Source organism: Listeria cossartiae subsp. cossartiae (genome assembly GCF_014224155.1).
Lineage (GTDB): Bacteria > Bacillota > Bacilli > Lactobacillales > Listeriaceae > Listeria > Listeria cossartiae.
This window is the reverse complement of sequence record NZ_JAASUI010000003.1, coordinates 137,648-156,817: the sequence shown is the minus strand read 5'-3', so window position 1 is coordinate 156,817 and position 19,170 is coordinate 137,648. Positions and strand designations below refer to the sequence as shown.

The window sequence follows — 19,170 nt, the reverse complement described above, 5'->3', positions numbered from 1 at the left end:
CTCTTTTTTTGTGAAATATGCTAAAATGAAGCAGAAGAGCCAAATAATACAAAGTAGGTGGAAAATATGGAAGTTACTCGTACAGATAAAGCCGTAACATTAACGTGGAAAAAGGAAGAAGTCAGCGCAGGAACAGTGGTTTTTGTAAGCAGTAGTCCTAGCCTAGAAGCAAAAAGTGAGCCTGTTTTTAAGGTGACTAGTGAGGTTGATCACTTTACTTATGAAACACAGGACATTCCCGTGTATTTCTTGTTACAGGCGCCAAACGGAGATAAAACAGTTGTTTCAGAACGGATTTTACCACTCGAAAGTGTCTTTAATTTTCGCGATATGGGCGGTTATGAGTCCAAAAATGGTAAACACGTGAAATGGGGCAAGTTATATCGTTCTTCTAATTTAGTAAATATTAACGAAGCGGATGCAGCCTTGCTTCAAAAATTACATATTAAATGGATTTGTGACTTGCGCAGTAGTTCGGAAGTAAAAGCGCAACCTACGCCGGCAATTGAAGGGGTGCTAAATAAGCATATTCCAATCGGTACAGCCAAAAACGAAGAAACTAAGCTACCAGTAACTGACGACAAAACTATTTATGAGCCACTCATGGGCGAAAGTTATCGTGTATTCGTTCAGTCAGTTGAAGGTTTTAAAGAAATTTTTACAGAAGTTTTAGAAGATGCCAAAGCGGGACTTCCATTCGTATTCCATTGCACCGCCGGAAAAGACCGTACAGGCGTCTTAGGGGCATTATTATTAACATTGCTAGATGTGCCAGAAAAAACGATTTTCGACGATTATGCCATCACTAATCGCTATCAGGATGACATTTTACGAGAAATGGGTGGAATTGTGGCGCTATTTTCGAATGGATCTGAAAAAATCGACTTAGAAACATTCCGTCCAATGGCAGAAGCACGTCCGGAGTATTTAGAAATTGCTTTTGATGAAATGAAAAAACAATATGGTTCTGTAGCGAATTATTTAGAAAAAGGAATCGGAATTACTGCAGCAGAAAAAGCAGCTTTCCAGAAAGAAATGTTAGAATAAAACTAGGCTCAGAAACCTAGAGTTTTCAGGTAATAGCCACAAATTTACACATATTTTTATGAAAAAAGAACTATTTTAGCCGATTGTGGTGGTATCGCTTGCTATTCTAAGGCTTCCAAGTTAGTATTATGGATAACAGGTTGATACTATCACGTTTTCAAGCATTTAAAGAAAAAAGTTTGTGATTGAAAATGTTAAGAAACGGTGTCAGTTTGGCATTATTCCTTGCAGTTGTAAGGATTATGTGATAATCTTTTATCAGAATTACTGTTAAGGCTTGTAGTTAAGCCATTTCAGTCATGATTCTCCTTAGATTTCCAAGTTTTTGGAAAAAAAGAGAAATACAGGTACCATCTAGTGCCTGCTTATTTTGTAGTATTCTGTGAAGGAGGTGAAAAACACAATGGCAAATAAAACTGATTTAGTAAATAGCGTTGCTGAACTAGCTGATCTTTCTAAAAAAGACGCAGCGAAAGCAGTAGAAGCTGTATTCGAAACTATTCAAACTTCTTTATCTAAAGGTGAAAAAGTTCAATTAATCGGATTTGGTAACTTTGAAGTACGTGAACGTGCTGCCCGTAAAGGCCGTAACCCTCGTACTAAAGAAGAAATCGACATCCCTGCAAGTAAAGTACCAGCTTTCAAACCTGGTAAAGCGCTTAAAGAAGCTGTTAAATAAGCTACATAGACTTTTAAGCACTAACTCTAGTCTGGCCTTAATTTTATAATTAAGCTAGGCTAGTTTTTTTATGTCCATTTTTAGTGGTTTTCTGTTTTAGAAATAGGGAATATAATTACGAAAGCAAAAAAACCCTATTATTATCACTAATTCAAGCAAATTAAATTTACCTTGAAGTTCGGCTGTGTTAAGATATACAAGGTATATAATGCTAAAAAGATAGGGGAATTAAGGATGGAGCAAATAGACAAACAAAAGATTGCTGACGCGGTAAAAGTTATTTTAGAAGCAGTAGGAGAAAATCCAGAACGTGAAGGATTGATTGATACACCAATGCGAGTAGCTCGTATGTATGAAGAAGTGTTTTCTGGACTTAAAAAAGATCCTTCTGTTCATTTCGATACCATTTTTGAAGAACAACATGAAGAATTAGTGCTTGTGAAAGACATTCGTTTTTCGTCTATGTGTGAACATCATCTTGTCCCTTTTTTCGGAGTAGCTCACGTTGCGTATTTACCACAAAATGGAAGAGTTGCTGGTCTTAGCAAACTTGCGCGCGTGGTAGATGATGTGAGTCGCCGTCCACAACTGCAAGAACGTATTACAACGAATGTTGCAGAGATTATGATGGACAAACTAAAACCGCTTGGTGTGATGGTCATCATGGAAGCAGAGCATATGTGCATGACAATCCGCGGTGTCAATAAACCAGGAACAAAAACAATTACAAGTGCTGTTCGAGGCGCTTTTAAAAATGACGATAAGCTTAGAAGTGAAGTTTTGGCTTTAATTAAGCATAATTAAATATCCTTTATGGTATAATTTATTTTACGTAATAAGGAGATTCAAAGGGGATTGTTAAATGACTTATCAGGCAAGAGAGGCTGGGCTAAAGGAAGTGGAGCAGTTGGTACATGAGCAAGCAGTCTATCAGTATTTACAAGAGAATAATGAAGGCGGGCAAATGGACAAAGATCAAATGCTATTTCTTCATGAAGCGATTTCTGGCTCTGATTTGACTGATGCTTCTGCATATCGCGTCGTTAGTGCAACGCTGTACATGATTTTGGCGCATGATACACATGAAAAAATCGATGAACCAGATGATGTTGTGCAGCTGACTCGCAAAGAGCAAGAGCTGACGGTTCTCGCTGGAGATTTTTATAGCGCACTCTATTATCGCACGCTTGCTGAATTAGAAATGATTCCACTACTGCGGGCCTTGCAAAATGGTGTCCAAGAAACAAACACGGCCAAAACTAATATTTATCAATTACATGTAGCGACAGATGAAGAATTTCTATCTCAACTTACTTTGACGAATGCGGCGATTTTTGCTAAGTTTGCGAAGTACTTTATGAAAGATGAAACTTTTATCGCGCTAGGTTGCCAGTTCTTTTTACTTAAAAGACTTCAAATGGAACTTGCTACTTACAAGGAAATTGGTGCGTCTAGGTTGAAGCGCGCGTTTGATCATGGTTATTTTGCGAAAGAAGCTGTAACTAATTTTGAGAGTTGGTTAGTGGCGATTATTCGTGATGTGAAAAGTGAAGTGGAACGGCTGAAAGATAAGTCCGAACCGCTTTCTAATATACTGGAAAAAAGAATCATCGAAGTTCTTAACGACTGATAAATAGAAGGAGATTCGGGATATGACGGAAACTAAAGAAGAAAAAGTACATAAAGTATTTGAGAAAATTTCCCCAAGTTATGACCGAATGAATAGTGTAATTAGTTTTAAACTACATGTGAAATGGCGCAAAGAAACAATGAAGCTAATGCGTGTTCAAAAAGGGACGAATGTTCTGGATGTTTGCTGTGGAACGGCAGATTGGTCGATTATGATGGCGGAAGAAATTGGCCCAGAAGGTCATGTGACGGGACTTGATTTTAGTGAAAATATGCTAAAAGTTGGTCGCGAGAAAGTAGCCGAAGCAGATTTGCACAATGTGGAACTTATTCACGGGAATGCAATGGAATTACCTTTTCCAGATAATAGTTTTGACTATGTGACGATTGGCTTTGGGCTTCGAAATGTACCCGATTATATGCAAGTGCTGCAAGAAATGTACCGTGTGTTAAAACCGGGTGGACAGCTTGCGTGTATCGATACGTCGCAACCTAATATTCCCGGATGGAAACAAGTGTTTAATGCTTATTTCCGTTACGTGATGCCTGTTTTCGGGAAATTTTTTGCGAAGAGTTATAAAGAATATAGCTGGTTACAAGAATCAACGCGCGAGTTTCCAGGAATGGCACGACTTGCGGAGATGTTTCAAGAAGCCGGGTTTTCATACGTAAGATATATTTCACACAGTGGCGGCGCGAGTGCAACCCACTTTGGATTTAAAAAGAAGGAACAATAAGGTGGCAAGCATGAAACTTAACTTTTTATATGCAAATATGCAAAAAGACATTGACTCAGTGGAAAAAGAACTTAAAAAAGCTCTTTCTGGCGCAGCTGCTGAAACGACTTCGGATGCGGCACTTCATTTGTTAGAGGCTGGCGGGAAACGAATTAGACCGATGTTCGTTTGTTTGTCTGCACGACTTGCTGCAGATGCGGATTTTGATGCTGTGAAAAATGCAAGTGTAGCAATTGAATTAATCCATATGGCATCGATTGTGCATGATGATGTGGTGGATGATGCGGATTTAAGACGTGGACGCGAGACGATTAAATCGAAGTGGGGCAACCATATCGCGATGTATACCGGCGACTTTTTGTTTGCCAAGTCACTCGAATATATGACCGAAATTAAAGACGTTGCCGCGCATAAAATGTTATCACATGTTACCGTAGAACTTTCTACTGGTGAAATCGAACAGTTAAAAGATAAGTACAATTTTGACCAAAGTGTGCGTAATTATTTACGCCGAATTAAACGAAAAACAGCCTTACTTATTGCAGCTAGTTGTGGACTTGGTGGCGTTGTTTCAGGTCAAAGTGAAGCAGATTATCAGAAGTTATATCGTTTTGGTTATTATGTTGGTATGGCGTTTCAAATTACGGACGATGTACTTGATTTTGTTGGCACAGAAAAAGAACTCGGTAAACCAGCTGGAGAAGATTTAAGACAAGGAAATGTGACGTTGCCAGTATTTTTCGCAATGGAAGATCCTTTTCTAAAAAAACGTATCAGCCAGGTTACAGAGGAAACCCCAGCAGAAGAAATTGCCGTTTTAGTGGAAGCAGTCAAGAAAGCAGGGGCAAAACAGGCCGAAGATATCGCCACAGCTTACTTAAAAAAAGCAGTAGCAATACTCGATTCGTTGCCGCAAGTGCCTGAATTAAAACCACTGAAGCAAATCGTTCGTGTTTTAGATAAAAGAAATTATTAACGTGAGGGAGGATTCTATATGGAACAAACTTATGTAATGGTTAAGCCGGATGGCGTGGAACGAGGACTTATTGGTGAAATTGTAGCAAGAATTGAGAAAAAAGGCTTGAAACTTGTTGCTGGAAAATTAATGCAAATTGACCGCGAACTAGCAGAAAAACATTATGCGGAACATATTGGAAAACCTTTTTTCGAGGATTTAATTGGCTTTATCACTTCTGGACCTGTATTTGCGATGGTGTTAGAAGGTGACGGGGCGATTACGACTGCGCGCCGAATGATGGGGAAAACGAATCCGTTAGAAGCAGATCCTGGAACTATTCGCGCGGATTATGCGATACATACTAATCGAAATGTGATTCATGGCTCAGATAGCCCAGAAAGTGCAAAACGGGAAATTCAACTGTTTTTTGCACCGCATGAAATTTTAAGTTATCAAAAAGCAATCGACACTTGGATTTAACATAGTTCAGAGTTTAGGGAAACCTAGGCTCTTTTTTCATAGAGAAATTACCATTTCATGCGGTTTTTTGGTAAGATGAAAGAATGAAACGAAAGTATTGTGTTCTCGCTTGGCATATGTTAAGATATTACACATATACTTTAAAGCGCTAAAATATAAACGCTAGAAATACCTAGCTGAAATAGAAAAAGGAGAGATGAGCAGATGAGATACTTAACGGCAGGAGAATCACACGGACCGGGGCTTACAACTATTATTGAAGGGTTACCAGCAGGAATGCCTCTACTTGCAGAAGATGTTAACAAAGAGTTAAAAAGAAGACAAGGTGGACATGGTCGAGGAGCGCGTATGCGTATCGAAAAAGACCAAGTACAAATCACGGCAGGAATTCGTCATGGCAAAACATTAGGCGCACCTGTAGCAATGTTTGTTGAAAATAAAGACTGGAAACATTGGGAAACGGTAATGAGCATTGAACCAGTTCCTGAAAAAAATGAAAAATCTCGTCGCGTATCTCGTCCGCGTCCAGGACATGCGGATTTGGTTGGCGGTATGAAATATGGTCATAACGATATGCGTAACGTACTAGAACGTTCTAGCGCGCGCGAAACGACTGTCCGTGTGGCAGCTGGTGCAGTAGCGAAAAAACTATTGCACGAACTAGGTATTGAAGTTGCTGGTCATGTACTTGAAATTGGTGGCACGCGTGCGAATTTAACACGTGATTATGCTGTAGCAGAAATTCAAGAAACATCGGAAGCTTCCCCAGTGCGTTGTTTAGACGGCGTGGCTGCAGAAGAAATGATGCAAAAAATTGATGACGCGAAAAAAAATGGCGACACGATTGGCGGAATCGTCGAAGTAGTTGTTGGCGGTGTACCAGCTGGACTTGGTAGCTACGTTCAATGGGATAAAAAATTAGATGCGAAAATTGCTCGTGCGATTGTAAGTATCAATGCATTTAAAGGCGCTGAATTCGGTGTCGGTTTTGAGGCTGCTAGAAAACCTGGTAGCGAAGTGATGGATGAAATTTTATGGAGTAAAGAAGATGGCTACACAAGACGTACAAATAATCTTGGGGGATTTGAAGGCGGAATGACAAATGGTATGCCAATCGTTGTGCGTGGCGTAATGAAACCAATCCCAACTTTATACAAACCACTTCAAAGTGTCGATATTGATTCTAAAGAAACATTTAATGCAAGTGTAGAACGTTCCGATAGTTGTGCAGTACCTGCCGCAAGCGTAGTAGCTGAAGCTGTTGTCGCTTGGGAAGTTGCAGTAGCTGTTTTAGAAAAATTTGATGGTGACCGTTTTGATACGCTTAAAAAACATGTGGAGGAACACCGAAACTTAACGAAGGAGTTTTAAACATGCCAGAAATTACAGTCCGTGCTAAAAGTAAAACATATCCAGTATATATTAATGAATTCGCCTTAGAAGACGTTCGGGAAAAATGGACAGAGAGTCTAGCTAAGTTTTCTCACGTGTTTGTCTTAACGGATGGGCACGTGGCGGAACTTCATAAAGCGAAACTTGATGAGGTTCTCGCTGATTTACCTGTAGTCACTTATTATGTGGCACCAAACGGCGAAGAAGCGAAAACGTTCCGTGTGTATGAAGACGTGATGACAAAAATGATTGAAACAGGACTTGATCGTAAAGCCGTTTTAATTGCTTTTGGTGGAGGCGTTATTGGTGATCTAGGCGGGTTTGTCGCTGCTACGTATATGAGAGGAATTCCATTTTATCAAGTACCTACGACGGTTCTCGCGCATGATAGTGCGGTTGGTGGCAAGGTCGCGATTAATCATCCACTTGGCAAAAACATGATTGGTAACTTTTACCAGCCAGAAGCGGTCATTTACGATACGCAGTTTTTTGCTACTTTACCAGAACGGGAAATGCGCTCTGGTTTTGCGGAAATGATTAAACATGCGCTTATTAGCGATCAGACGTTACTACGGGCCTTAATGGATACCTTTACGGAACCGAAAGACTTTTATACGAAGGATTTGACGCCGTTTTTACAACGCGGGATTGAAATTAAAGCGAATATCGTTGCGCAAGATGAAACCGAGCAAGGTGTGCGCGCGTATTTGAATTTTGGACATACGTTTGGGCATGCCCTAGAAGCTTACGGCAACTTTGGGAAATGGCTACACGGTGAGGCGATTACTTACGGGATGATTTATGCACTCACGATGAGTGAGACAGTTTACGGACTGGATTTCGATTTAGCAGAATTTAAAACGTGGTTAGGCCAGTTAGGTTATGATACGACTTTTGATGCGACCGTGCCTTTTAACAAGATACTGGAAAATATGCGTCATGATAAGAAAACCACTTTTAATGAAATAAGTATGGTTTTACTGGAAGAAATTGGCAAACCGGTCATTTTTAAAGCGGAAGATGACTTGATTTTTGAGACATACAAACGTGTGATGCGAAATGGAGGCGATATATTTTGAGAGCGATTCGTGGGGCAACAACAATAGAACATAATACAGCAGAAGAAATCTATGCGGCAACGAAAGAATTATTTGAAGAAATTTTAACTCAAAATGGGATAACAGACAGTGAGCAACTGACATCGGTTATTATTACGGTGACAGAAGATATTTTTGCTGCTTTTCCAGCGAAGGCCGTGCGTGAAACACCTGGTTTTGAATTTGTTCCTGTGATGGGGATGCAAGAAATCCCTGTGCCAAATTCGCTTCCAATGTGTATTCGTTTCATGGTATTCACAGATTTACATAAGCCACTCAGAGCCATCAACCATGTCTACTTACGAGGAGCAAAAGTACTACGCCCAGATTTAGTAAAAGAGGAGGATGCGTAATGAAATGGAAAAAATCACTTGCAGGTCTATCTTCTTATAAACCTGGGAAACGCGAAGAAGAAGTGATGGCAGAGCTTGGTTTAACGAAAATTACTAAACTATCATCCAACGAAAACCCGCTAGGAACTTCTCCAAAAGTGGCGGCACTTCAAGCCAATTCTAGCGTGGAAACAGAAATTTATCCTGATGGCTGGGCTTCTAGCTTACGTAAAGAAGTGGCTGATTTTTATCAATTGGAAGAAGAAGAATTGATTTTTACAGCTGGTGTCGATGAATTGATTGAGCTGTTGACGCGGGTTTTGCTGGATACGACGAAAAATACCGTGATGGCGACACCAACGTTTGTACAGTATCGTCAAAATGCGTTAATTGAAGGTGCGGAAGTAAGGGAAATCCCACTTCTTGAAGACGGTGCGCATGATTTGGCTGGTATGTTGAAGGCAATGGATGAAAACACGACGATTGTTTGGCTTTGTAATCCGAATAACCCGACTGGGAATTATATTGAGCTAGCGGATATTCAAGCGTTCTTAGACAAAGTACCGAATGATGTCCTTGTTGTTTTAGATGAGGCGTACATTGAATATGTGACACCTCAACCTGAAAAACATGAAAAGCTAATTCGCACGTATAAAAATTTAATTATTACCCGGACTTTTAGTAAAATTTACGGCTTGGCTAGTGCCCGTGTCGGTTATGGTATCGCGGATAAAGAAATCATCAACCAACTGAATATTGTCCGTCCGCCATTTAACACGACAAGCATTGGTCAAAAATTAGCGATTGAAGCAATTAAGGATCAAGCTTTTATTGAGGCATGCAGAATTTCTAATGCAAATGGAATTAAACAATACGAAGCGTTTGCGAAACAGTTTGAACAAGTGAAACTGTATCCGGCGAATGGTAATTTTGTTTTAATAGATTTGGGTATCGAAGCAGGAACTATTTTTAGCTATTTAGAAAAAAATGGCTATATTACGCGTTCTGGCGCAGCACTTGGTTTTCCAACAGCTGTTCGAATTACAATCGGAAAAGAAGAAGAAAATAGTGCGGTAATTGCACTTTTAGAAAAATTATTGTAAGTGTTTGGAGGCGTTTTTGAATGAAAGGGACGGTAGTTATTGTTGGGCTTGGGTTGATTGGCGGTTCTATTGCTCTGGCAATTAAAGCCAAACATCCAGAAGCGCATATCATCGGAATTGACGTTTCCTATCATTCGTTAGAAGTTGGGAAGTCTCTTGGCGTCATCGATGAAATTGGCGAAAGTATTTTAATAGATGGACCAAAAGCAGATGTACTTATTTTCTGTTGTCCAGTAAAAGAAACAGAACAATTACTCGCACGCTTACCAGAACTTACTTTAAAGAAAAATGTGATTGTTACTGATACAGGTAGTACAAAAGGAACCATTATGGAAGCATCCACGGCACTTCGGGAAAGTGGTATTACTTTTATCGGCGGTCATCCAATGGCAGGCTCGCATAAAAGTGGTGTCCGCGCTGCCAAAGAATTATTGTTCGAAAATGCCTATTATTTGTTAACGCCAACGAAAGATGTAGCAGAAGACAAAGTCGCAGAGCTTAGAACATGGCTTGCTGGAACGAATGCTAAATTTTTAGTGTTATCACCGAATGAACATGATGAAATAACAGGGATGCTTAGCCATTTACCACATATTGTGGCGGCGGCTTTAGTTAATCAGACGCAAAGTTTTACAGAAGAACATCCCGCTGCGTTTCGACTGGCGGCAGGAGGATTTCGTGATATTACCCGGGTCGCGTCCTCTGATCCAAGAATGTGGACGGATATTTCTATCAGCAACCAAAAAACGTTAACGAAGCAGCTGACAATTTGGCGCGATAGTATGAACCAAGCACTAGAAATGCTTGGAAGTGAAGACGCTACTTCGATTTATGCCTTTTTTGACGGGGCAAAAGAATTTCGCGATTCGCTTCCAGTTCATCAAGGTGGCGCGATTCCATCCTTTTACGATTTATTTGTCGATGTACCAGATTATCCCGGGGTCATTTCGGAAGTGACTAGGTATCTGGGCGAAGAAGAAATTAGTTTAACGAACATTAAGATTTTGGAAACCCGCGAAGATATTTTCGGTGTGTTACAAATTACTTTCCAATCAGATGAAGACAGGGACCGGGCGAAACGTTGCATTGAAACGAGAAGTAACTATACATGCCATTACGAATAGGAGCGAAATGACGATGAAATTAATTACAAATAAACAAGGACTAGTTGGTGCAATCACAGTCCCTGGAGATAAATCGATGTCCCACCGAAGCATTATGTTTGGGGCCATTGCAGAAGGAAAAACGGTCATTCGTCATTTCTTACGTGCAGATGATTGCCTTGGAACAATTAAAGCTTTTAAAGCACTAGGTGTAAAAATTGAAGAAACCGAAGAAGAAATTATTGTGCACGGTACTGGCTTTGATGGCTTAAAACAAGCGGATGGCCCACTTGATATTGGTAACTCGGGAACAACGATTCGTTTAATGATGGGGATTTTAGCAGGACAAGATTTTGATACTGTCATTTTAGGTGATGAATCAATTGCGAAGCGTCCAATGAACCGAGTGATGCTTCCACTACAACAAATGGGAGCCAAAATGCACGGCAAAGATGGTTCGGAATTTGCGCCAATTACAATCGTTGGTAAGCAAACGCTAAAACGAATGGAATATCATATGCCAGTTGCTAGCGCGCAAGTGAAAAGTGCGATTATTTTCGCAGCGTTGCAAGCAGAAGGCGAAACGATTATCCATGAAAAAGAAAAAACACGTGACCATACCGAGCACATGATTCGCCAATTTGGCGGTGAAATCGAAATGGATGGTTTAACAATTCGCGTCAAAGGTGGTCAAAAATTCACTGGACAAGAAATGACTGTCCCGGGTGATGTTTCCTCCGCAGCGTTCTTTATCGTCGCTGGTTTAATCACGCCGGGAAGTGAAATTGAACTAACACATGTTGGCTTAAATCCTACTAGAACAGGGATTTTTGATGTCGTAGAGCAAATGGGTGGCAGTTTAGTTGTCAAAGATTCCAGCAGAAGTACCGGGAAATTAGCAGGTACGGTTGTTGTGAAAACGAGTGAGTTAAAAGGAACCGAAATTGGCGGCGATATTATTCCTCGTTTAATTGACGAAATTCCAGTTATCGCACTTTTAGCAACGCAAGCAGAAGGAACGACAATCATTAAAGATGCGGCTGAATTAAAAGTCAAAGAAACGAACCGTATTGATGCGGTTGCAACGGAGCTAAACAAAATGGGTGCCGATATTACGCCAACCGAAGACGGCTTAATTATCCGCGGAAAAACACCACTTCATGCGGCTAATGTCACGAGTTACGGCGATCATCGTATTGGCATGATGTTACAAATCGCGGCACTACTTGTCGAAGAAGGCGATGTGGAGCTAGAGCGACCAGAAGCAGTTTCTGTTTCTTATCCGACATTCTTTGAAGATATTCGTTCCCTTTTAAAATAATCATTTCTACCAGTGCTGAAAGCGAGAATATCGGCACTGGTATTTTATTTCAAAGAGGCAATCATTTTTTCTTATAAGCGAAGTAATGGTATAATAGAAAAACGACTTATTATTAAAGAAGGTGCAGAAATGGAATTAGCTAATAAAATGTTACATGCGTTAGAGCATGAAGATATGGCGCTTGCGAAGAAGTATTTTGATGAAGTTGTGCAAGCGGGGACAGATGAGGAACAATACTATTTAGCAGAAGAATTATTTTCACTCGGATTTTTAGATGAAACAGAGGATTTATACGAGCTTCTGTTAGCAAAATATAAGGATGAGGGCGAGTTGCTTGTCCGGGCAGCCGAGGTCGCACTTGAAAAAGACGATATCGATTCTGCGCAAGATTATTTAGAAAAAGTAAACAAAGAAGATGAAGCGTATATTGAGAGTTTGCTCGTATTAGCTGATTTATATCAAATGCAAGGGTTGTTTGAAGTAAGTGAGCAAAAATTACTAGAAGCCAAACAAATCGCGCCAAATGAGCCGATTATTGATTTTGCACTAGGGGAATATTATTTATCGCAAGCTAGATTCGCGTCCGCTGTGCAGTCTTACCAAACGGCTGTTGAAGCTGGCTTAACGATTATTTCGAATGGTGCGGTGTCTGTTTATGAGCGGATTGCCGAGGCATTTGCTGCTAGTGGAGCGTTTGAAGAAGCGCTATCCTACTATGAACGCGCGCTCGAAGATAAAGAGTCGGTCGATACACTTTTCGGCATGGGATTAACGGCTTATCAGGCCAAAGATTATACGAAAGCGATTCATGCGCTGGAACATTTGCGTGAACACGATCCTTCTTACACAACGCTCTATTCTTATTTAGCGAAAAGCTACGAAGAAAATGGCGAACCGGAAAAAGCGATTGCGGTACTCAAAGACGGTTTGACGCAAGATGAATTTAATAAAGAAATGTTCCTTGAAGCTGGAAATCTGGCCGTTACGTTACGTTTACCAGAAGAAGCAGAAGAATTTTATCGTCAGGCGATCGTGTTGGATGAGGAATATTCGGAAGCAATTATGCAGCTGAACAAATTATTACTTGCGAAGGAAAACTACGAAGGGGTCATCGAATTAGTGGAAGGCCTTGGAGAGGAAGTTATTTCCGAGCCACAAATTTTCTGGGACGTAAGTGTTGCATATCAGGAAACAGAACAATATAATAAAGCAAAAGCAAATTATGAACTGGCTTACTCGCACTTTACAAATAATCCTACCTTCTTAAAAGAGTATGGTTTATTTTTAAGAGAAGAAGGCGAACACGCAAAATCACAAGAAGTTTTGCGTAACTATTTGGAACTAGAGCCAGAAGACACAGAGATTTTATCTTTATTTGATTAAACGCCAAAAAGAATACAGGAAGGGACTGAGGAAAGATGAAGGCATCCATTTCAATAGACGAGAAGAAAGATTTTATTCGCTGGTTTTTAAATAAACACCAGATGAAAACTAGAGAAGCAATGTGGGTTTTAAATTACATTGCTGGCCATGATCAAATTGTAAAATATGTTCATTTTGTTGATAATTTGGAAGGGTGTGCGCGTGGGCTTTCACTTAGTGCTCACGGCGTTGAATCCGAGCCGTTCCTATTTTTTAAAGGTAACATTATGACGACTGATCCAGAAAAAGCATTTCACGATATTCGGTTGAACTGGGATGAAGAGTTGTATGTTGAACTTCATTTTGAGGATGCAATGAGCTCTCCGGAATACGCGCTTGTTCGTGAAGACAATCCTTTTACAGCACTGAAGCTCGCTGATGAGGAAAAGGAAATGGCGGATGCACTTATTTATCAATCTGTGCACCAATTTTCAAGAGAAAAATTATTACAGCAAATCGATGAGGCGCTTGATACGCGTGATGAAGCAGCTTTTCATAAGTTAGTTCGCATTTTACAACAAATGGATACGGAAAAAGAATAAGGAATTAATCCTAGTTAGTAGGGAAATGGTGTGGAAATCGCATCGTTTCCTTGCTTTGCTAGGATTTTTTTAAGGGAGTTGGAATACGTTGTTATATAGTTTACTCGCTAATCGAACCTTTTTACGATTACTTTTTTTCGGGAATTTACTGGGCGCGATTTATGGATACATATGGTATTTGCCGCAATTACAAATAACAGAGCCGCGTTTTTGGCTGTTTGTGCCAGATAGTCCAACTGCGATTCTGTTTTTCACTTTAGCATTGGTTGCTTTTCTTGGGAAAAAGCATTGGCCTTTAATGGAGGCGCTAGGATTTGTTTGTTTAGTGAAGTATGGTTTGTGGGCAGTTGGGATGAATATTTTTTATATGGTTGATCAAGGAATGCTAGTGTGGGGCTCCGTGGCGCTAATTTTGACACATGGTTTTATGGCTGTGGAAGGTATTCTTTATGCGCCATTTTATCGTTTTCGAATGGGTCATTTTATGATAGCGGCTGTTTGGGTGTTTCATAATGATGTGATTGATTATTTATTTGGTCAAATGCCGATTTATATGGGACTTGAAAAATTCTTGCCGGAAATTGGCTACGCGACTTTTTGGTTAACGGTTGCGGTTTTGTGGTTTGTATATGAAAAAACAATAAAAAAAGGCCACCTTACATTAGAATTTCCTCATGATGAGTGAAAGAGGTTGAGTCTTAGTGGTAGTTAATTTATACTAAGAACATAAGGATATTCACTGAAAAAAAGTAGTAGGAGGAAGATGATTAGATGTCGTTTAGTCAGTATATTATTTATTTTATTATCGTCGCGGCAATCCCACTTTGGGCGCAGTATCGGGTAAAAACTACCTATGCACATTATTCCAAAGTTGGTGTGGCAAATGGTTTAACTGGTGCCGAGGTTGCCCGTCGTATTTTGGATACCAATGGATTAACGAATGTTCCTGTTCATGAAACAAAGGGAATGTTAAGTGACCATTATGATCCTCGTAAAAAAGCAGTTTTCCTTTCTGAAGCTAACTTCCGCGGTCGTTCTATCGCCGGGGCAGCTGTTGCAGCCCATGAAGTAGGACACGCGATTCAAGATCAACAAGATTATGCGTTTATGCGTTTTCGTTCGGCGCTTGTTCCTGTAACCATGTTTAGTTCCAATATTTCTTGGGTGTTCTTAATTATCGGAATGCTTGCAAACGTAGCTAGTTTCATGTTGCTAGGGATTATTTTGATGGCAGTGGGCGTACTTTTCCAATTAATTACGTTGCCAGTTGAATTTGACGCTAGTAAACGGGCACTTGTTCAATTAGAAAGTGGCGGACTAGTCGCATCATCAGAACTTCCACAAGCGAAAAAAGTATTAAGTGCCGCTGCAATGACGTATGTTGCTGCGATGGCCGTAGCTGTTCTGGAACTTCTAAGATTATTACTTATTTTTACGAATATGAATCGAAATTAGATTTTAAAACAAACCTGAGAGCTTTCTCAGGTTTTTGTTTGGTGAAAAAGGCTTGGCAGTGAGCCGAATGCTTGCTATACTTATACTCGGATAAAGTAAAGGAGCGGGACAATGGATTATGATGTAATTGTCATTGGTGGCGGGCCATCTGGACTTATGGCAGCTATCAGTGCAGCAGAGAAAAATAAACGAGTACTATTAATTGAAAAAGGGCCAAAACTGGGACGTAAATTAATTATGTCTGGTGGCGGACGTTGTAATGTAACGAACAGACGACCGGCAGAAGAAATTATTAAACATATTCCCGGTAATGGTCGCTTTTTGTATAGTGCGTTTCATGCGTTTGATAATGAAGATATTATTCGCTTTTTTGAAAAATTGGGCGTGGCTTTAAAAGAGGAAGACCATGGCCGAATGTTTCCAGTATCGAATAGCGCGCGTTCGGTTGCTGAGGCGATGATTCAGCGGATGGAAAAACTGGGCGTAAAAATTTACATGCAAACAGCCGTGAAACAAGTGGATTATGAGGATGGACATGTGAAAGGCGTTACGCTGAAAGACGGTCAAGAAATTTCAGCGAGTGCGGTGATTGTCGCAGTTGGTGGTAAATCTGTTCCTCGGACAGGTTCGACAGGAGATGGCTACGCTTGGGCGAAAAAAGCGGGACATACTATCACGGAACTTTATCCGACAGAAGTGCCAATTACATCCAGCGAGCCTTTTATTAAGCAAAAAGTGTTACAAGGGACGTCGCTTCGGGATGTTTCGCTTTCTGTTTTAAATGCGAAAGGGAAGCCGATTATTACGCATCAAATGGATATGATTTTCACGCATTTTGGCGTATCCGGACCAGCAGCACTGCGTTGTAGTATGTTCGTGCTTCGTGAATTAAAGAAAACGGGCGCAGGTACGGTGAAGATGCGTCTTGATTTATTCCCGAATGTATCGGCTGGGGAACTTTCGAAAGATGTATATAAATTGTTAGAAGACAATCCGAAGAAAGCCTTGAAAAATTCGTTAAGTTCGCTTTTACAAGAGAAGTTATTGTTGTTCTTATTGGAAAAGGCAGAACTGGATGAAACGGCTGAATATAAACAAGTAAGTCCGAAAAAAATCGAGCAATTTATTCAGTTATTAAAAGATTTTACTTTTGAAGTGAATGGTACGCTTGATTTTGAAAAGGCATTTGTGACTGGTGGTGGGGTTTCTGTGAAGGAAATCAAACCGAAAGAGATGCAGTCGAAGTTGATGGAAGGATTATTTTTCTGTGGGGAAATACTGGATATCAATGGTTATACGGGTGGCTATAATATTACTTGCGCGCTAGTGACTGGACATACGGCAGGAGCTTACGCGGCGGAAGTTTCGAAAGCATAAAAAAAGTACCAATTCTGTTTTTCGCAGATTTGGTACTTTTTTATTATTAACCGATTAATTTTTCGTGGAACATTCTTTGACAAAGTTCCATTTTTTGTTCTTCGTTTAGATCTTTGGTGTTTAAGCAGTAGCCACTAATACGTAAGATTACTGGGATACCAGCTTTGATTTTTTCGATTACTTCGTCGTGGTTAAGAACGTTCAAGTTGATATGTTGACCACCTTTTGTAAAGTAACCATCTAAAATACCAACTAGATTATGATGTTGTTCTTCGGTTGTTTTACCGAACATTTTTGGAGCTCCTTGGATGGTTAAGGAGATTCCGTCATTAGCATAGTGGAATGGTAATTTAGAAAGGCTTGCAAGGTTATCTAAGAATCCACCTTTTGCTTTGTTAGAAGGGTTTGCTCCTGGGCTGAAGAATTCTGGTTCTTTGATGATTTTACCATTTTCATCGAATACAGGTCCTTTATGCACGGGGGAGTTACCACATTGTTTAGAGTAAGCAACATTAGAAGTGATTGTTAGAACAGAAACAGTTGCTTCGCTATCTTTGTACAGTTTATGGGAATCTAATTTGTCTTTGAACATTTTAAGAACCATTACAGCGATATCATCGGCACGGTCGTCATTTTCACCGTAACGAGGGAAGTCGCCTTCTACTTCATAGTCATATACAAAACCATCTTCGTCGCGGATAGTTTTTACTTTGGCGTGTTTAATCGCACTTAGGCTATCTACAACGTTAGCGAATCCACAAATACCGAAGCCCATATTCGCTGTTACTTTGGATGGTAGGAAGGCCATTTGCATGCTTTCGTAGTTGTATTTGTCTGTCATGAAGTGAATGATGTTCATTGCATCTACGTAAGTGTCTGTTAACCAGTCCATTGATTTATCGAATTTTTCTAGTACTTCTTCGTATTCAAGGTATTCGGTTGTAATTGGTTCTACTACATCGAATACTTGGTTTTTGTGAAGATCATCTTTACCACCATTGATAGCGCCAAGAAGACATTTAAGGACGTTGACACGAGCACCAAAATATTGCAGGTTATGTGTTTCGCCTTTATCTTTGTCTGCTTCTGGGTTAAGTGGGCTAACGCAACAGCTGATACATTGCATATCGCCGTAGCCTTCTTCTTGCATTAATTTATCATTTTCATATTGAATGGAGGAATGTTTTACACTCATTTTCATACAATATTCTTTAAAGCTTTCTGGTAAACGAGCATCCCAAAGGACCGTTAAGTTAGGTTCTGCGGAGTTTCCTAGGTTGTCTAGGCAGTGTAAGAAACGATAGTCTGTTTTTGTGACACGATGACGACCATCTGCACCCATACCAGCCATAGATGTTGTAACGAATGTTGGGTTGGAAGCGTAAAGTTCGTTATAACCATCTGTTCTTGCAAAACGAACCATTCGTAATTTAAGGGTTAATTGTTCGATTAATTCTTGTGCGTCGAATTCGGTGATAATGCCTTTTTCTAAATCGCGTTGGATGTAGATATCAAGGAAAATCGGAATACGACCGAATGAGCTTGCAGCACCGTTTGCTTGTTTGATAGAGGCAAGGTAGCCCATGTAAGTCCATTGTACAGCTTCGGTTGCATTTTCAGCTGGACGGCCAAGTTCTAAACCGTATTCGTTACCTAAAACGATTAAGTCTTTCAATGCTTTGATTTGTAACCAAATTTCTTCACGTAAACGAATATTTTCATCAGAAGAAATCGCGATTTTTTTCAAGTCTTGTTGTTTTTCAGCGATTAAACGATCCACACCGTAAAGAGCTGGTTTTTGGTATAAGCCGATGATTCTTCCACGTGAGTATGCATCTGGAAGACCACTAACGATATGCGAGTGACGCGCACGTTTGATGTCATCTGTGTATGCTCGGAAAATACCATCGTTTGCAGTTGAGCGGTTTTTTACGTAAAAGTCGTGTAATTCTTGGTCGATGGAATAGCCGTTGTCAGTCAAACATTGTTCCGCAGTTCTAAGGCCGCCGTTTGGCATGAATGCTAATTTGAATGGTTTATCTGTTTGTAAGCCAACGATGACTTCATTTTCTTGGTCCACGTAGCCAGCTTTGTGAGATGCAACGTTGGAAACGATAGCGTTATCCATATCGAGCACGCCACCTTTGGCATCCATTTCTTCTACCAGTTTATTTATTTTTTCGTTCAGTTTAGTTGTTCTTGGTGTACTTTTTTCTAAGAAGCTTTCGTCGCCATCGTAAGGAGTGTAGTTATCTTGGACGAATTGTCCTACACTAATGCTTTCTTGCCATGCGGTTCCTTTAAAACCATCCCATGCTTTTGTCATTATAATTTCCTCCTTCAATTGTGTTACTTTTCACTTAAAGCCAGAAACTAGTCTTTAGAATCTTTCTTCATTGAACAGCATACTCCTTTGTGAAAATGAAAACAATATAAAACGAGAAAGAAAATAAATTTCTTTTATATAACTAGAAAAGGCTTTCAAATGCTGTGTTA

The 19,170-nt window shown here is 40.1% G+C and carries 19 protein-coding genes; 18 read left to right on the top strand and 1 reads right to left on the bottom strand.

The features are described 5' to 3' along the window. Positions 1-66: 66 nt before the first annotated feature. The 18 genes from HCJ30_RS10420 (at position 67) to HCJ30_RS10335 (ending at position 16,674) form a co-directional block, all read left to right on the top strand. On the top strand, positions 67-1,047 hold the full coding sequence (locus tag HCJ30_RS10420) for a tyrosine-protein phosphatase (RefSeq protein WP_185392096.1): 981 nt from the start codon (positions 67-69) through the stop codon (positions 1,045-1,047). Between the two features lie 403 nt (positions 1,048-1,450). Beyond that, entirely contained in the window at positions 1,451-1,726 is a 276-nt protein-coding gene (gene hbs / locus HCJ30_RS10415; RefSeq protein WP_003720260.1) for a non-specific DNA-binding protein Hbs, read from the top strand. Positions 1,727-1,960: 234 nt separating this feature from the next. Next, the gene (gene folE / locus HCJ30_RS10410; protein ID WP_008948265.1) at positions 1,961-2,530 is read left to right on the top strand and encodes a GTP cyclohydrolase I FolE; all 570 of its coding nucleotides are present in this window, start codon (positions 1,961-1,963) and stop codon (positions 2,528-2,530) included. A gap of 58 nt (positions 2,531-2,588) precedes the next feature. Beyond that, the gene (locus tag HCJ30_RS10405) at positions 2,589-3,356 is read left to right on the top strand and encodes a heptaprenyl diphosphate synthase component 1 (protein ID WP_185392095.1); all 768 of its coding nucleotides are present in this window, start codon (positions 2,589-2,591) and stop codon (positions 3,354-3,356) included. Between the two features lie 22 nt (positions 3,357-3,378). Continuing rightward, the gene (gene menG / locus HCJ30_RS10400) at positions 3,379-4,092 is read left to right on the top strand and encodes a demethylmenaquinone methyltransferase (protein ID WP_185392094.1); all 714 of its coding nucleotides are present in this window, start codon (positions 3,379-3,381) and stop codon (positions 4,090-4,092) included. 10 nt (positions 4,093-4,102) lie between these two features. Next, a complete protein-coding gene (hepT, locus tag HCJ30_RS10395) occupies positions 4,103-5,068 on the top strand; it encodes a heptaprenyl diphosphate synthase component II (RefSeq protein ID WP_185392093.1) in 966 nt (321 codons plus the stop codon). Positions 5,069-5,086: 18 nt separating this feature from the next. Further along, positions 5,087-5,530, top strand: a complete 444-nt coding sequence (ndk, locus tag HCJ30_RS10390) for a nucleoside-diphosphate kinase (RefSeq protein ID WP_185392092.1) — start codon at positions 5,087-5,089, stop codon at positions 5,528-5,530. Between the two features lie 204 nt (positions 5,531-5,734). Beyond that, entirely contained in the window at positions 5,735-6,901 is a 1,167-nt protein-coding gene (aroC, locus tag HCJ30_RS10385; protein WP_003723911.1) for a chorismate synthase, read from the top strand. Positions 6,902-6,903: 2 nt separating this feature from the next. Further along, the gene (aroB, locus tag HCJ30_RS10380) at positions 6,904-8,001 is read left to right on the top strand and encodes a 3-dehydroquinate synthase (protein WP_185392091.1); all 1,098 of its coding nucleotides are present in this window, start codon (positions 6,904-6,906) and stop codon (positions 7,999-8,001) included. Continuing rightward, entirely contained in the window at positions 7,998-8,372 is a 375-nt protein-coding gene (aroH, locus tag HCJ30_RS10375; protein WP_185392090.1) for a chorismate mutase, read from the top strand. Before aroB ends, aroH begins: the two co-directional genes overlap by 4 nt. Continuing rightward, a complete protein-coding gene (gene hisC, locus HCJ30_RS10370; RefSeq protein WP_185392089.1) occupies positions 8,372-9,454 on the top strand; it encodes a histidinol-phosphate transaminase in 1,083 nt (360 codons plus the stop codon). The genes aroH and hisC overlap by 1 nt, the downstream gene beginning before the upstream one ends. 20 nt (positions 9,455-9,474) lie before the next feature. Continuing rightward, positions 9,475-10,578 (top strand): prephenate dehydrogenase, encoded by a 1,104-nt coding sequence (locus HCJ30_RS10365; RefSeq protein ID WP_185392088.1) that lies wholly within the window; start codon positions 9,475-9,477, stop codon positions 10,576-10,578. Positions 10,579-10,591: 13 nt separating this feature from the next. Then, complete coding sequence (aroA, locus tag HCJ30_RS10360; protein ID WP_185392087.1) at positions 10,592-11,878, top strand: 3-phosphoshikimate 1-carboxyvinyltransferase; 1,287 nt, start codon at positions 10,592-10,594, stop codon at positions 11,876-11,878. Positions 11,879-12,007: 129 nt separating this feature from the next. Further along, on the top strand, positions 12,008-13,261 hold the full coding sequence (locus tag HCJ30_RS10355) for a tetratricopeptide repeat protein (protein WP_185392086.1): 1,254 nt from the start codon (positions 12,008-12,010) through the stop codon (positions 13,259-13,261). A gap of 35 nt (positions 13,262-13,296) precedes the next feature. Further along, positions 13,297-13,842 (top strand): proteolytic degradation factor ReoY, encoded by a 546-nt coding sequence (gene reoY, locus HCJ30_RS10350; protein ID WP_185392085.1) that lies wholly within the window; start codon positions 13,297-13,299, stop codon positions 13,840-13,842. An 88-nt stretch (positions 13,843-13,930) separates the two neighbouring features. Then, positions 13,931-14,527: a DUF1405 domain-containing protein gene (locus tag HCJ30_RS10345; protein ID WP_185392084.1), complete on the top strand. Its 597-nt coding sequence runs from the start codon at positions 13,931-13,933 to the stop codon at positions 14,525-14,527. A gap of 86 nt (positions 14,528-14,613) precedes the next feature. After that, positions 14,614-15,297: a zinc metallopeptidase gene (locus HCJ30_RS10340; RefSeq protein WP_149045274.1), complete on the top strand. Its 684-nt coding sequence runs from the start codon at positions 14,614-14,616 to the stop codon at positions 15,295-15,297. Between the two features lie 111 nt (positions 15,298-15,408). Further along, positions 15,409-16,674, top strand: a complete 1,266-nt coding sequence (locus HCJ30_RS10335) for a BaiN/RdsA family NAD(P)/FAD-dependent oxidoreductase (RefSeq protein WP_185392083.1) — start codon at positions 15,409-15,411, stop codon at positions 16,672-16,674. A 46-nt stretch (positions 16,675-16,720) separates the two neighbouring features. Here the strand turns inward: HCJ30_RS10335 and pflB are convergent, their stop codons facing one another. After that, positions 16,721-19,000, bottom strand: a complete 2,280-nt coding sequence (gene pflB / locus HCJ30_RS10330) for a formate C-acetyltransferase (RefSeq protein ID WP_070215074.1) — start codon at positions 18,998-19,000, stop codon at positions 16,721-16,723. Positions 19,001-19,170 lie beyond the last annotated feature (170 nt).

Coding starts and splice junctions, on each gene's coding strand:
- HCJ30_RS10420 (WP_185392096.1), top strand. CDS start 67: ATGGAAGTTACTCGTACAGATAAAGCCGTAACATTAACGTGGAAAAAG.
- HCJ30_RS10340 (WP_149045274.1), top strand. CDS start 14,614: ATGTCGTTTAGTCAGTATATTATTTATTTTATTATCGTCGCGGCAATC.
- ndk (WP_185392092.1), top strand. CDS start 5,087: ATGGAACAAACTTATGTAATGGTTAAGCCGGATGGCGTGGAACGAGGA.
- HCJ30_RS10355 (WP_185392086.1), top strand. CDS start 12,008: ATGGAATTAGCTAATAAAATGTTACATGCGTTAGAGCATGAAGATATG.
- aroB (WP_185392091.1), top strand. CDS start 6,904: ATGCCAGAAATTACAGTCCGTGCTAAAAGTAAAACATATCCAGTATAT.
- folE (WP_008948265.1), top strand. CDS start 1,961: ATGGAGCAAATAGACAAACAAAAGATTGCTGACGCGGTAAAAGTTATT.
- HCJ30_RS10335 (WP_185392083.1), top strand. CDS start 15,409: ATGGATTATGATGTAATTGTCATTGGTGGCGGGCCATCTGGACTTATG.
- HCJ30_RS10405 (WP_185392095.1), top strand. CDS start 2,589: ATGACTTATCAGGCAAGAGAGGCTGGGCTAAAGGAAGTGGAGCAGTTG.
- HCJ30_RS10365 (WP_185392088.1), top strand. CDS start 9,475: ATGAAAGGGACGGTAGTTATTGTTGGGCTTGGGTTGATTGGCGGTTCT.
- aroA (WP_185392087.1), top strand. CDS start 10,592: ATGAAATTAATTACAAATAAACAAGGACTAGTTGGTGCAATCACAGTC.
- reoY (WP_185392085.1), top strand. CDS start 13,297: ATGAAGGCATCCATTTCAATAGACGAGAAGAAAGATTTTATTCGCTGG.
- hepT (WP_185392093.1), top strand. CDS start 4,103: ATGAAACTTAACTTTTTATATGCAAATATGCAAAAAGACATTGACTCA.
- hisC (WP_185392089.1), top strand. CDS start 8,372: ATGAAATGGAAAAAATCACTTGCAGGTCTATCTTCTTATAAACCTGGG.
- menG (WP_185392094.1), top strand. CDS start 3,379: ATGACGGAAACTAAAGAAGAAAAAGTACATAAAGTATTTGAGAAAATT.
- aroC (WP_003723911.1), top strand. CDS start 5,735: ATGAGATACTTAACGGCAGGAGAATCACACGGACCGGGGCTTACAACT.
- hbs (WP_003720260.1), top strand. CDS start 1,451: ATGGCAAATAAAACTGATTTAGTAAATAGCGTTGCTGAACTAGCTGAT.
- pflB (WP_070215074.1), bottom strand. CDS start 19,000: ATGACAAAAGCATGGGATGGTTTTAAAGGAACCGCATGGCAAGAAAGC.